Annotated in this window: 10 protein-coding genes; 6 read left to right on the forward strand and 4 right to left on the reverse strand. The window is 72.4% G+C overall.

The genetic code is table 11. From position 1 onward, the window contains the following. Positions 1-1908 (forward strand): thioredoxin domain-containing protein, encoded by a 1908-nt coding sequence (locus tag OG599_RS21995; RefSeq protein ID WP_442809499.1) that lies wholly within the window; start codon positions 1-3, stop codon positions 1906-1908. Positions 1909-1990: 82 nt separating this feature from the next. On the opposite strand, the gene trhA is transcribed toward OG599_RS21995, so the two are convergent. After that, positions 1991-2677: a PAQR family membrane homeostasis protein TrhA gene (trhA, locus tag OG599_RS22000; RefSeq protein ID WP_327177690.1), complete on the reverse strand. Its 687-nt coding sequence runs from the start codon at positions 2675-2677 to the stop codon at positions 1991-1993. Positions 2678-3040: 363 nt separating this feature from the next. Between trhA and OG599_RS22005 the strand changes: the two genes are divergently transcribed. The 3 genes from OG599_RS22005 (at position 3041) to OG599_RS22015 (ending at position 7386) form a co-directional block, all read left to right on the forward strand. Next, positions 3041-4867: a phosphoenolpyruvate carboxykinase (GTP) gene (locus tag OG599_RS22005; protein ID WP_327177691.1), complete on the forward strand. Its 1827-nt coding sequence runs from the start codon at positions 3041-3043 to the stop codon at positions 4865-4867. 228 nt (positions 4868-5095) lie between these two features. Beyond that, positions 5096-6841, forward strand: coding sequence for an Ig-like domain repeat protein (locus OG599_RS22010; RefSeq protein ID WP_327177692.1), 1746 nt, complete (start codon positions 5096-5098; stop codon positions 6839-6841). Positions 6842-6987: 146 nt separating this feature from the next. Further along, positions 6988-7386, forward strand: coding sequence for an SCO4983 family protein (locus OG599_RS22015; RefSeq protein WP_327177693.1), 399 nt, complete (start codon positions 6988-6990; stop codon positions 7384-7386). A gap of 82 nt (positions 7387-7468) precedes the next feature. On the opposite strand, the gene OG599_RS22020 is transcribed toward OG599_RS22015, so the two are convergent. Then, positions 7469-8680 carry a pyridoxal phosphate-dependent aminotransferase gene (locus tag OG599_RS22020; protein ID WP_327177694.1) on the reverse strand — a complete coding sequence of 404 codons (1212 nt, stop codon included), beginning with the start codon at positions 8678-8680 and terminating at the stop codon, positions 7469-7471. Between the two features lie 440 nt (positions 8681-9120). Here OG599_RS22020 and OG599_RS22025 point away from each other — a divergent pair, with 440 nt between their 5' ends. Beyond that, the gene (locus OG599_RS22025) at positions 9121-9447 is read left to right on the forward strand and encodes a hypothetical protein (RefSeq protein WP_327177695.1); all 327 of its coding nucleotides are present in this window, start codon (positions 9121-9123) and stop codon (positions 9445-9447) included. Between the two features lie 216 nt (positions 9448-9663). Continuing rightward, positions 9664-10602 carry a S1 family peptidase gene (locus OG599_RS22030; protein ID WP_327177696.1) on the forward strand — a complete coding sequence of 313 codons (939 nt, stop codon included), beginning with the start codon at positions 9664-9666 and terminating at the stop codon, positions 10600-10602. A gap of 83 nt (positions 10603-10685) precedes the next feature. On the opposite strand, the gene OG599_RS22035 is transcribed toward OG599_RS22030, so the two are convergent. Together OG599_RS22035 and OG599_RS22040 are read right to left on the reverse strand one after the other, a co-directional pair. Next, positions 10686-12302 (reverse strand): N-acyl-D-amino-acid deacylase family protein, encoded by a 1617-nt coding sequence (locus OG599_RS22035; RefSeq protein ID WP_327177697.1) that lies wholly within the window; start codon positions 12300-12302, stop codon positions 10686-10688. Between the two features lie 99 nt (positions 12303-12401). Continuing rightward, complete coding sequence (locus OG599_RS22040) at positions 12402-13763, reverse strand: alanine racemase (RefSeq protein ID WP_327177698.1); 1362 nt, start codon at positions 13761-13763, stop codon at positions 12402-12404. Positions 13764-13816 lie beyond the last annotated feature (53 nt).

A 13816-nucleotide genomic window follows, 5' to 3' on the forward strand; every position in this document is an offset into this window, starting at 1 on the left:
ATGGCGCACGAATCCTTCGAGGACGAGGACACGGCCGCCTACCTCAACGCCCACTTCGTCCCGGTGAAGGTGGACCGGGAGGAGCGGCCGGACGTCGACGCCGTGTACATGGAGGCGGTGCAGGCGGCGACCGGGCAGGGCGGGTGGCCGATGACCGTGTTCCTGACGGCGGACGCCGAGCCCTTCTACTTCGGTACGTACTTCCCGCCCGAGCCCCGGCACGGCATGGCGTCCTTCCGGCAGGTGCTGGAAGGCGTGTCCGCCGCGTGGACCGAGCGGCGCGGGGAGGTCGCCGAGGTGGCCGGGCACATCGTGGCGGACCTGGCCGGGCGGTCGCTGGCGCACGGCGGGCAGGGCGTGCCGGACGAGTCGGACCTGGGGCGGGCGCTGCTGGGGCTGACCCGGGACTACGACGACACGCACGGCGGGTTCGGCGGTGCGCCGAAGTTCCCGCCGTCGATGGTGATCGAGTTCCTGCTGCGCCACCACGCCCGTACCGGCTCCGAGGGCGCCCTGCAGATGGCCGCGGACAGTTGCGCGGCGATGGCGATGGGCGGCATCTACGACCAGCTCGGCGGCGGGTTCGCGCGGTACGCGGTGGACCGGGAGTGGACGGTCCCGCACTTCGAGAAGATGCTCTACGACAACGCGCTGCTCTGCCGGGTGTACGCGCATCTGTGGCGGTCGACCGGGTCGGACCTGGCCCGACGGGTGGCGCTGGAGACGGCGGACTTCCTGGTCAGGGAGCTGCGGACGACCGAGGGCGGCTTCGCCTCGGCGCTCGACGCGGACAGCGAGGACGCCGGGGGCCGGCACGTGGAGGGCGCGTTCTACGTGTGGACACCCGCCCAGCTCCGCGAGGTGCTCGGCGAGGAGGACGGGGCGTTCGCCGCGGCCCGCTTCGGGGTGACCGAGGAGGGCACCTTCGAGGAGGGCTCCTCGGTGCTCCGGCTCGACGCCGGCACGGCGGTGGACGCGGTGGACGCGGGGGAGGCGGTGGACGCGGAGGCGGACGGCTCCGACGGTGTGGCCGACGCCGAGCGGGTCGCCTCCGTCCGGGCCCGGCTGCTGGCCGCCCGGGAGCTGCGGCCCCGTCCGGGGCGGGACGACAAGGTGGTCGCGGCCTGGAACGGCCTGACCGTCGCGGCGCTGGCCGAGACGGGCGCCTACTTCGACCGGCCCGACCTGGTGGAGCGGGCCACCGAGGCCGCCGACCTGCTGGTACGCGTACACCTGGGCGAGAACGGCCGACTGTGCCGCACCTCGATGGAGGGGCGGGCCGGCGAGAACAGCGGGGTGCTGGAGGACTACGCGGACGTCGCCGAGGGGTTCCTCGCGCTGGCGTCGGTGACCGGCGAGGGCGTCTGGCTGGAGTTCGCCGGGCTGCTGCTCGACGTGGTGCTGACCCGGTTCGCCGGGGAGGGCGGGCAGCTGTACGACACGGCGGACGACGCCGAGAAGCTGATCCGCCGCCCGCAGGACCCCACCGACAACGCCACCCCGTCCGGCTGGACGGCGGCGGCCGGGGCGCTCCTGTCGTACGCGGCGCACACCGGCTCCGAGCCGCACCGCACGGCGGCCGAGGGTGCACTCGGAGTGGTGAAGGCGCTCGGGCCGCGCGCGCCCCGGTTCGTGGGCTGGGGGCTGGCCGCCGCCGAGGCGCTGCTCGACGGGCCCCGCGAGGTGGCGGTGGCCGGGCCGGTCGGCGGGGAGCTGCACCGTACGGCGCTGCTGGGACGGGCGCCGGGCGCGGTCGTCGCGGCGGGGGAGCCGGGCGGAGGGGAGTTCCCGCTGCTGGTGGACCGGGCGCTGGTGGAGGGTGAGCCGACCGCGTACGTCTGCCGCCACTTCGTCTGCGAGACCCCGACGACGGACGCCGAGGAGCTGAGCCGGCGGCTGGGCGGCTGAGCCCGCCGATCCCGAAGACGGCTGTGGCCGCGGCCTTTCGAGGCCGCGGCCACAGCCGTCCTGGACGTACCTGCGGAAAGGATCAGCCGTGCTGGTAGGCGACGAGCGAGATGCCCACGTAGTGGGCGGCGAACGCCGCGAGGGTCAGCGAGTGGAAGACCTCGTGGAAGCCGAAGAACCGCGGTGAGGGGTTGGGCCGCTTGAGGCCGTAGATCACGCCGCCCGCGCTGTAGAGCACCCCGCCGACGACGACGAGGACCAGGACGGCGACGCCGCCGGTCCGCATGAAGTCCGGCAGGAAGAAGACGGCCGCCCAGCCCATCGCGATGTAGCAGGGCGTGTAGAGCCAGCGTGGCGCGCCGACCCAGAACACCCGGAACGCGATTCCCGCCAGCGCCGCCGCCCAGACCGCCCAGAGCAGCGGGCGCCCGGTGGAGTCCGGCAGCAGGAGCAGGGTGAGCGGGGTGTACGTGCCCGCGATGATCAGGAAGATGTTCGCGTGGTCCAGCCGCCGGAGCACCGCCTCGCCGCGCGGGCCCCAGGTGCCGCGGTGGTAGATCGCGCTCACGCCGAAGAGCAGGCAGGCGCTGAGGACGTACACCGCGCAGGCGATCCGTCCCTTGGTGCTGTCCGTGAGCGTGATGAGCGCCAGCCCCGCGACCAGCACCGCGGGGAACATTCCGGCGTGCAGCCAGCCGCGCATCCGTGGCTTGATCGGACGTGCGTCCAGGACGGCGGTTTCGGGTGCGGACGCACCTGCAGCAGTCATGTCCGCATGCTACCTACGCCTCCGTAAGTGCCGCCTATGGGCGGTGGTGTTCACGCTCCGGTCGGCGGCGGCCGCGTTCTCGGAGCCTCGGAAAGTCCCGGATGTTCCCAAAGATTCCCGGTGATTTCCGGAGCTTCTGCACTTCCGGGGCTCGCGGGGGAGCCCCGATCCGAGGGTGTCGAAGCCGACACGGGGAGTGGCGATGCTCACATGTGAGGCCCCCTGGACAGATGGGCGGTCTCGGCGGATGATCAAATGAGTGCGGTCGGCACCGGATGAGCGCCAGGGATGACGCGAGTCGAAGCGTCCGGGTCGAAGCCCCCACGGGGCATCAACGAAATCCACCCTCGACAAGGAGCGATCGTGGCGCGCGACATCGCAGCTCCCTCCCCTCTTCCCTCCCGGCACCAGGAACTCGTCTCCTGGGTAGACGAGATCGCGACCCTCACCCAGCCGGACCGTGTGGTCTGGTGCGACGGTTCCGAAGCCGAGTACGAGCGCCTGTGCGAGGAGCTCGTCGCCAAGGGCACCTTCACGAAGCTGGACGCGACGCTGCGCCCGAACTCCTACTACGCCGCGTCCGATCCGAGCGACGTCGCCCGCGTCGAGGACCGCACCTTCATCTGTTCCGCGAAGGAAGCGGACGCGGGCCCGACCAACCACTGGAAGGACCCCGCCGAGATGCGGGAGATCTTCTCCGGCGAACAGGGCGTCTTCCGGGGCTCGATGCGGGGCCGCACCCTCTACGTCGTGCCCTTCTGCATGGGCCCGGTCGGCTCCCCGCTCTCCGCGATCGGCGTGGAGCTCACCGACTCCGCGTACGTCGCCGTCTCCATGCGCACCATGACGCGGATGGGGCAGGAGGTCCTCGACGAACTCGGCACCGACGGCTTCTTCGTGAAGGCGGTGCACACCCTCGGCGCCCCGCTCGCCGAAGGCCAGGCGGACGTGGCGTGGCCGTGCAACACCACCAAGTACATCTCGCACTTCCCCGAGGACCGCGAGATCTGGTCGTACGGCTCCGGCTACGGCGGCAACGCCCTGCTGGGCAAGAAGTGTTACGCGCTGCGGATCGCCTCCGTCATGGCGCGCGACGAGGGCTGGCTCGCCGAACACATGCTGATCCTCAAACTCACGCCACCGCGCGGGGAGTCGAAGTACGTCGCCGCCGCGTTCCCGAGCGCCTGCGGCAAGACCAACCTCGCCATGCTGGAGCCCACCATCTCCGGCTGGAGCGTCGAGACCATCGGCGACGACATCGCCTGGATGCGCTTCGGCGAGGACGGCCGTCTCTACGCGATCAACCCCGAGGCCGGGTTCTTCGGCGTCGCGCCCGGCACCGGCGAACACACCAACGCCAACGCCATGAAGACCATGTGGGGCAACTCCGTCTTCACCAACGTCGCACTCACCGACGACGGCGACGTCTGGTGGGAGGGCATGACCGAGGAGCCGCCCGCGCACCTCACCGACTGGAAGGGCAACGACTGGACCCCCGCGTCCGGCGTCCCCGCCGCCCACCCCAACGCCCGCTTCACCGTCCCGGCCGGCCAGTGCCCGATCATCGCCCCCGAGTGGGAGGACCCGAAGGGCGTGCCGATCTCGGCCATCCTCTTCGGGGGCCGCCGCGCCACCGCCGTACCGCTGGTCACCGAGTCCTTCACCTGGCAGCACGGAGTCTTCCTCGGCGCCAACGTCGCCTCCGAGAAGACCGCCGCGGCCGAGGGCAAGGTCGGCGAGCTGCGCCGCGACCCGTTCGCCATGCTGCCGTTCTGCGGCTACAACATGGGCGACTACATGAACCACTGGATCAAGGTGGGCGCGGACAAGCCCGACCAGTCGAAGCTGCCGAAGATCTACTACGTGAACTGGTTCCGCAAGGACGACGCGGGCCGGTTCGTCTGGCCCGGGTTCGGCGAGAACAGCCGGGTGCTCAAGTGGATCGTGGAGCGGCTGGAGGGCAAGGCCGAGGGCGTCGAATCGCCGATCGGCATCCTGCCGGCCAAGGGCTCGCTCGACACCGACGGACTCGGGCTCTCCGAGGCGGAGTTGGACTTCCTGCTCACCGTCGACAAGGAGGTCTGGCGCGAGGAGGCGGCGCTGGTCCCCGAGCACCTCAACACCTTCGGCGACCACACGCCGAAGGAACTGTGGGACGAATACCGGGCGTTGGTGCGGCGCCTGGGCTGAGCCCGGCGAGGCCCCTGGAGCGAGCGCGTGAACGGCCCCCGGAACCCGAGTGGTTCCGGGGGTCGCGCTGTTTCGGCGCCCCGGGATGTGCACCGGAGCCGTCCCGGACTGCGTGACACGCCGGTTTTCACCAATCCCTTGCGCATGTGGTGTTCACGAGAGTTACCTGTCCTTCGCACGCCTCCGGGAGTCGCCCGTAGGTGTCGACACGTGTGTGGGGGAAGTACGTTGAGGAACTCGAAAATCCGTCTGCGAGCCGCCGCGGCGGTCGCCGCGCTCTCGCTGGGCGCCGTCGGCCTGACCGCCCTGGCCGCGCCCGCCGCCCGGGCCGCCGACACCGGGACGGCCGGGGAACAGGTCGTCAAGCTGCCGATCAGCTCGTTCGGCTCGCTCGTCGTCGACTCGGTCCACCAGCGCGTCTACGTCAGCGACGACCGCAGGACCAGCGGTACGGGTTCGGTCCAGGTCTACGACTTCGGCGGCGAGAAGGTCACCACCCTGGCGACGGACGACGTGCCGTCCACCATGGCGCTCAGCTCGGACAGTTCGACGCTGGAGGTCGGTCAGACGTCGGGCGTGGTCTCGTTCGACACCACCAGCTACGCCCGTACCGGCCGCGTGTACGGCACCTACGACGTGTACTGCCCCCGGGACACCGGCTTCGCGGGCGGCCGGACCTGGTACACCGGGACCAACTACGACAGCGACTGCGACAACCGGACCTACACCGTGTACGGAACGGCCAACGGTACGAACACCACGACCGGCTGGAACGACACCGGCCGGCTCCGGCTCTTCAGCACCCCGCAGACCCCGGACCGGCTGATCATGGCCCAGCCCCGGGGGACCGCCGTGACCGACCCGCACCTCGCCGTCTTCGACGCGAGCGGCACCAGCCTGGTCCGCACCGCCGAGCGCCGGTTCGCCGACAGCACCGGCCAGGGCGGACTGGACATGCGGGACGTGGCCGAGTCCGCGGACGGCAGCCTGATCGCCGTCGCGGACGCCCGTACCGGCACCCGGCTGCTGAACGCGGACGACCTCTCCGACGCCTCCACCGCCTACCAGCCGCTCCCCGACGGCGCCGTGGCCAGCGCGGTCGCCTTCAGCGGCGACGGGAAGTACATCGCGCGGGGCGCCGCCGCCACCGGCTCCACCGCCGACCTGCTGGTCCAGGCCGCCGACCCGGCGGACGCCACGCCCCCGCTGGAGTTCGCCTTCGAGGGCGCGCTCGACGGGAGCAAGGTCGTGCCCCGCGGCCTCGCCTGGTCGGAGGACGGCTCCCGCCTCTTCGCCGTCACCAACGGCGGCACCGGATACGAGTACTGGCTGCACATCGTCCAGCCGCCCGCCGCACAGTACGACACCCGCTTCACCGGCCCGCTCTCCACCAGTGCGGCGCGGCCCGTGGTCGGCGAACCCCTCGGTATCCGGGGCCGGCTGGAGATCGACGGGCCCGCACCGGCGCAGCCCGTCAAGGTGACGGCCGTACGCCACGACGCGGGCGGCGACCGTACGCTCGCCCCCGCCGAGGTGGACTCCGACGGGACGTTCACCGTGCTGGACGTGCCCTCGGTGGTCGGCCCGGCCACGTACACCGTCTCGTTCACCGGTGACCTGACCCACCGCCCGACCGAGGACATCGCCCTGGAGACCGAGGTGGCGAAGGCCCCGACCTCGATCGCGCTGACCGCCCCGGCGGAGGGCACCAAGGGCGTGGGCCTGCGGATCACCGGCACCCTCACCGGTCAGGGCCGTGCGCTGCCCGCCGGGATCACGCTCTCCGTCGTGCGTACCGACAAGAGGGGCACCGGCACGCTGACGTCGGCGGCCGTCGCGGCGGACGGCACCTTCACCATCGACGACATCCCCGGCGCCAACGGCGAGGTGACGTACCAGGTCGGCTACGCGGGCGACGACGTGCACCTCGCCGCCGGTGCGACGGCGACCATCCGGGTCCGCAAGCCGGTCTGACCGGGACGGATGCCGGGCGGGGGGTGACCTGCGAGCGGGCCGGCCACCTCCCGCGCGGGCCGGGGCGCGGCGATCACGAGATCGCACACAACTTTAGACTGATTCCAAGATAGGATGGTTGTCCAGCAGAACCTGGAGGCCATCCCATGTACGAGCCGATCCGCACCCCGTCGGTCCACACACCGGCCGACACCGCCGGATTTCCGCACCGCAGCCGCGAGGAGGAGCTGGACATCCAGCTCGCCGGACACCTCGCCGCGCTGCTCTCCGTCACCGACGAGCTCGGGCTCGACGCGGCCGGAGACCGCATCGCCGAGCAGGTGTCCCGGCTGCGCGGCACGCCCCCCGCCCGCCACGCCGGACTGATCGACGCCCCGCCCGCCGCCCTGCACCGCCGCGCCCACGCCCTCGCGGGCCGGGCGCTCGTGGTGGCGGCGTCGCGTGCCGACACCGCAGCGGCGATCCTCGCGGCGGAACGGATGGACGCGCACGCCGAAGCGCTGTCGACGGCCGCCGGAACCCCGCGCCTGGTCCCGACCGTCTGAGGTCCGGGGGCCGCTGCGGGCACCGGCTCCGGCCGGCCCGAAGCTCCTGGCCATTCCGCTCACCGCCGACGGCGGCCTTCACTCACGGCTGGCTGTAACCGTCCAGGAAGTGCGCGATCCGCGTCACCGCGTCCCGGAGGTCCTCCGCCGAGGGCAGCGTGACCACCCGGAAGTGGTCGGGTTCCGGCCAGTTGAACCCGGTGCCGTGCACCACCATGATCTTTTCGGCCCGCAGCAGGTCCAGCACCATCTGCCGGTCGTCCTTGATCTTGTAGACCTTCGGATCGAGCCGGGGGAAGAGGTAGAGGGCGCCCTTCGGCTTCACGCAGGTCACCCCGGGGATCTGCGTCAGCAGGTCGTACGCCACGTCCCGCTGCTCCAGGATCCGGCCGCCCGGCAGCACCAGATCGTCGATCGACTGCCGGCCGCCGAGCGCCGTCGCCACCGCGTGCTGGGCCGGCATGTTGGCGCAGAGCCGCATGTTGGCGAGGATGGTCAGCCCCTCGATGTACGAGGAGGCGTGCTCCTTCGGCCCGCACACCGCCAGCCACCCGGAGCGGTATCCGGCCACCCGGTAGTTCTTGGACAGACCGTTGAAGGTGAGGACCAGCAGGTCCGGGGCGATCACCGCGGTCGGGGTGTGGGTGGCGCCGTCGTAGAGGATGCGGTCGTAGATCTCGTCCGAGCAGACCACCAGGGAGTGGCGGCGCGCGATCTCCGTCAGCCCGCGCAGCATCTCGTCGTCGTACACGGCGCCGGTCGGGTTGTTCGGGTTGATGATCACGATGGCCTTGGTGCGGTCCGTGATCTTACGCTCGATGTCGGCGAGGTCCGGCATCCAGTCGGCCTGCTCGTCGCAGCGGTAATGCACCGCCGTGCCGCCCGCCAGCGAGACCGAGGCGGTCCAGAGCGGGTAGTCGGGCGCCGGTACGAGGACCTCGTCGCCGTCGTCCAGCAGCGCCTGCATCGACATCTGGATCAGCTCGGAGACGCCGTTGCCGAGGTAGATGTCCTCGACGTCCAGCGGGATGCCCTTGGTCTGGTAGTGCTGCATCACGGCCCGGCGCGCCGACAGCAGGCCCTTCGCGTCGCCGTAGCCGTGCGCCCCCGCGACGTTGCGCAGGATGTCTTCGAGGATCTCGGGCGGGCACTCGAAACCGAACGCCGCCGGGTTGCCCGTGTTCAGCTTGAGGATGCGCTGACCGGCAGCTTCCAGCCGCATCGCCTCCTCCAGCACGGGGCCCCTGATCTCGTAGCAGACGTTGGCGAGCTTCGTGGACTGGATGACCTGCATGTCAGCGAGCTTACGGCGGTGTTTCGCGGCGTGCTCGGGAGTCGCGTTCCGGCGGCCCCTTCGGGAGCGGGCCGGTCGGCCGCCGAGGCTTCCATCGCCATGCGGCCGGGCGGGTGAGCCGTGGGAACGCCCGGTCGTGCCGGTGGTGCGGCTTGGAATGCGCGTGTGTCGCAGCCGTGGGTGAGATGCGCCACGCGGGTTCCCCCGCTCGCACGCGCATACGTACGGGCAGGTGGGGCCGGACGCGCGTACGGAACGCGGGGGCGGAGGGCGCGGCGGGCGGAGGGGGAGCGGGGGCTGCCGGTGCGGCGGGCGTCGGGGGCAGCGGGCGGCGGGCGCGGGTGCGGCGGGCGTCGGGGCGGCAGGGACTGCGGGTGCGGTGCCTCAGATGTTGCTCAACCCGTGCGCCGGGGCCGGGCTCCCCGGGAAGAGTGCGCATCATGGGCCTCTTCGTGAAGAACCATCTCGCCGTCCTCGTCCTGCACGACGCCACCGGCATCCTCGACGCGCTCCGCGAGGAACTGGCGGCGGCGCCTCCCGCCGACCGCCCGGGCCTGGAGCGCGCGCTCGCCCTCGTCGGGCCGTACACCGACCGCCCCGAGGCCGAGTTGCGCGTCCGCTGGGTGCGCGAGCGGCTCACGGCGGCCGGTCACGCGGGCCCCGCCGACTCCACCGAAGCGATCAGGGTGCTGCGCAAGGCCGAGCCGGGCCTCTCGCTCCTCCAGGCCGTGACCTACGCCAGGGAAGCGGCGGCGGCCGGGGCCTGAACCGGGCCCGGCCGCCGCGCGGGCTCCCTCGCGGGGGAAGCCGGGCGCTCCCGAGCCTGCCGGGGATCTGCCGGGCGCGGCTTGATTCCGCCCCTTGTGGGGGTCCCGGGGGTACGTGACCATGCTCATGCCAAGGCCGGAAGATCTCCGGCCACGCGTGTGCGGGCCCGCCCAACCCGGTGCGCCCGCGCACCAGGTCATCGGAGGGGACCCCCCATGAAAAAGCCTCTCGTCGCCGCGCTCCTGAGCGCCCTTCTCCTCGGCGCCGGCGCGGTGCCGGCTGTCGCCGCCACCGACACCGCCGGGGCGACCGCCTCGGAGGCGTCCGCGTCCGTGGTGTCCGTCGGCAAGTCCGCGCCCGCCGCCGGTGCGACTTCCGCGGCCCCGGCCGTCGCCGGTGCGAGGGCCGTCGCCGGTGTGCAGGCGGTCGGCTTCGCCGGCACCGTGGCGCTGAGCAACTGTTCCGGCTCCGTCGTCCGTACCCCCACCGCCCTGCCCACCGATCCCGCGCTGGTCCTCTCCAACGGCCACTGCCTGGAGACGGGCTTCCCGGCCGCCGGGCAGGTCATCGTGAACCGCGCGTCCACCCGGTCCTTCGCGCTGCTCAACGCGGCCGGTACCGGCGTCGGCACCCTGCGCGCCAGCAAGATCGCCTACGGCACGATGACCGACACCGACATCTCGCTCTACCAGCTCACCCGCACCTACGCCCAGATAGAGAGCAGCTACGGCATCAAGGCCCTGGAGCTCTCCGCCACCCACCCCGTCCAGGGCACCGCGATCACGGTCGCGTCCGGCTACTGGAAGCGGACCTACTCCTGCGCCGTCGACGGCTTCGTCTACCGTCTCAAGGAAGGTGCGTGGACCTGGAAGGACTCGGTCCGCTACACCTCCGCCTGCCAGACCATCGGCGGCACCTCGGGCTCCCCGGTGATCGACAACGCGACCGGCAAGGTCGTCGCCGTCAACAACACCGGCAACGAGGACGGCGAGCAGTGCACGGAGAACAACCCGTGCGAGGTCGACGCCAACGGCACGGTCACCGTGCGCCAGGGCATCAACTACGCCCAGGAGACCTATGGCATCGTGCCCTGCGTCGGCCCCGCCAGCGTGATCGACCTCACCCGCAGCGGCTGCACCCTGCCCAGGCCGTAAGGCCGTCGGTGCCTTCCCGGGCCCCCGCACGGTCCGGGAAGCACGGCCGGGGAAGGCGCACCCCGGGAGTGCGCGGCCCCGGGTCAGCGTGCGGTCGAGCGGACCGAGCGGCCCGCCAGCACTTGGGTCCTGCGGCCGTCCTCGATGACGAACCGGCCGTCGATCAGCACGTGCGGGATGCCCACCGGAAGGGTTCGGGGCGCCTCGAAGGTCGAACCTGCCGCCACCGTCGAAGGATCGAAGAGTACGAGGTCGGCGCGGTACCCGGCGCGGACCAGCCCCCGGTCCGCGAGGCGCAGCCGGGCCGCCGGGCGGGAGGTCAGGTGCGCCACGCACTCCTCCAGGGTGAGAACCCCCAACTCCCGCGCGTAACGCCCGAGATAGTGCGGGAAGGTGCCGTACGCGCGGGGGTGCGGCTTGTCGCCGCGCAGGATGCCGTCGCTGCCGCCGGTGTGCACGCGGTGGCGCATGATCCGCCGGACGTTCTCCTCGTGCCCCACGTGCTGGAGGATCGTGGAGCCGAGGCGGTCCTCGGTGAGCAGCCGCCGCGCGGTGGTCCACGGCTCCTCGGCGCGCTCCCGCGCCGAGCCGGCGACCGTGCGGCCCACGTACCCGGCGAGCGCGGGGGAGGTGACGCCGGAGATCTCGATGGTGTCCCAGTCGATCGGCACCCCGTGGCAGCCGTCCGATCCGGTGACCTCCAGGTCGTGGCGTATCCGCGCGGCGGTGGCGGGGTCGGCGAGCCGCGCCAGGGTCGCCTCCGGGCCGCCCTCGCTCGCCCAGCTCGGCAGCATCGCCACCAGCGTGGTGCACCCGGGGGTGTACGGGTACGTGTCCAGCGAGATGTCGGCGCCCTCGTCCAGCGCCCGGTCGAGCAGGTCGAGCAGTTCGGGCGCGCGGCCCTCGTTCACCCCGAAGTTCATGGTGGCGTGGGCGAGATGGAGGGCGCACCCCGCCTTCCGGGTGAGCCGCACCATCTCCTCGTACGCCTCCAGCGCACCCGCCCCGTACGAGCGGTGGTGCGGGCAGTAGTAACCGCCGTGGTCCGCCACCACCCGGCAGAGTTCCGTGAGTTCGGCGTCGTCCGCGTACATCCCGGGGGTGTAGGTCAGGCCGGACGACATGCCGACCGCGCCCTCCCGCATGCCCTGGGCGACGAGCCCGCGCATCCGGTCCAGTTCGGCCCCGGTCGCGGGGCGGTCCTCCCAGCCCACCGCGTACATCCGGACCGTGCCCTGCGGGACGAGGTAGGCGGCGTTGACGGCGATGCCCTCGCCGCCGAAGTTCCCGTCCAGCCGGTCGAGGTACTCGCCGACCGTGCGCCAGTCGAAGTCGACGTCCTCGCCGCCGCCGTTCCACCCGGCGATGGTCCGGCGGACCTCGGCGAGCGTGCGGTCGTCCACGGGGGCGTACGACAGGCCGTCCTGGCCCAGGACTTCGAGCGTGACGCCCTGGGCGGCCTTCGCGCTGTGGTCGGGGTCGCGGAGCAGCGCGAGGTCGCTGTGGGCGTGCATGTCGATGAAGCCGGGAGCCAGCGCGAGGCCGTCCGCCTCCAGGGTGCGGCGGGCGGTCGGGCGCCGGCCCGGGGAGCCCTCCGGGTGGATCGCGGCGATCCGCCCGCCGTCGACGGCGACGTCCGCCCGGAAGGACGGGCCGCCACCGCCGTCGACGACACGCGCGTCGCGGATGACGAGGTCCATGTGCGTTTCTCCCGGAGGTGGTTGGGGCTGTTCGTCGGCTCACGGCGGCTTACGACGCCTTGCGACGGCTTACGGCGGGTCGCGACGGAGTGCGGCGGCTCAGAAGTAGGTGCGCAGGTACTCCGTCACCGTGCCGTCCTCCCGCACGACGGGGATGAGCTGCCACTTGTCGAAGGAGGTGCACGGGTGCGAGAGCCCCAGGCCGACCCAGTCGCCGACTTCGAGCCCGGTGCCCGGCTCGGTGGCCAGCCAGCCGTGCTGGTCGGAGAGGCCGGTGACGGTGATCCCGGTCGCCGGCCGCACCGAACCGTCCCGGGCCGAACGGACCACCTGGGCCTCGGGGAGGTGGAGGTCGTAGGCGGCGTCCCGCTTCCCCGCGTTGACGAACGCCTGGCCGTCGGTGGGGCGCGAGACGACCTGCGTCCACAGCCGGAAGGAGGGCCGCAACTCTCCTTCCTCCGGTACCCGGTTGAAGGGAGTGAGGCTGCGGTACTGGCCGTCGTCGTGCGAGACGTACGCCCCCGAACGCAGCAACTTGCACACCGGGCGGCTCAGTTCGGGGATCTCGGCGAACATCTCGGCGACCACGTCGAACCAGGCGCTGCCGCCCGCGCTCACCAGAATCTCCTCGCCCCCGGAGAGTCCGTCGAACCGGCCCGCCTTGTCGAACTCCCCGGCGAACGCGACCAGTCGGCGCAGCCAGTCGCCGACCCGCTCGGTGGTGGCACCCGGCACCTCGCCCTCGTAACCGGCGACCCCGACCAGCCGCAGGGTGGACACGGCGGCGACCGCCTCCGCGACCGCCGCGCCCTCCGCCTCTGTGCGTACGCCGGTACGGGCCCCCTCGCCCGCGCCCAGCTCCACCACCACGTCCACCGCGCGGCGGGCGCCCGCAGCGCGCAGGGCCTCGTCCATCAGCTCGACCCCGCGCACCGAGTCGACGTAGACGACGACGGTGAACTCCGGGTCCGCGTCCAGCTCGCGCGCCAGCCAGGTCAGCGCGACCGGGTCCACCACCTCGTTGGCGAGGAAGATCCGCCGGATGCCGTGGTCGCGGTAGACCCGGGCCTGGTGCGGTACGGCGGCGGTGATCCCCCAGGCGCCGTGGCGGAGTTGGCGGGCGAAGAGCTGCGGGGACATCGAGGTCTTGCCGTGCGGCGCGAAGGCCAGCCCGTGCCGCTCGGTGTACGTCTCCAGCAGCGCGAGGTTGGCGTCGAGGGACTCGGCGGAGAGCGTCAGCAGCGGGGTGGTGAACCCGCCGGAGAAGAGTTGCCGGGCCTCCGCGGCGAGAGCGCCCACGGTGAGCCCCTCGGCGTCCGGGGGCAGGCCCTTGAAGCGGGAGTCGATCCGCTCGTCGGCGAGCGCGGCGGCATGCCGCTCCGCGACCGCCACCGCGTCCTCGGCCCCGCCGGTCGCCGTGGTGCCCGTCTTACCGCTTCCGGATGTCGCGTCGGCTGCCATGCGGATCCCCTTTTCCCGGTTTCCCGGAGCGTTGCATCCTCTGCAACACTCAT

This window comes from Streptomyces sp. NBC_01335 (assembly GCF_035953295.1).
Lineage (GTDB): Bacteria > Actinomycetota > Actinomycetes > Streptomycetales > Streptomycetaceae > Streptomyces.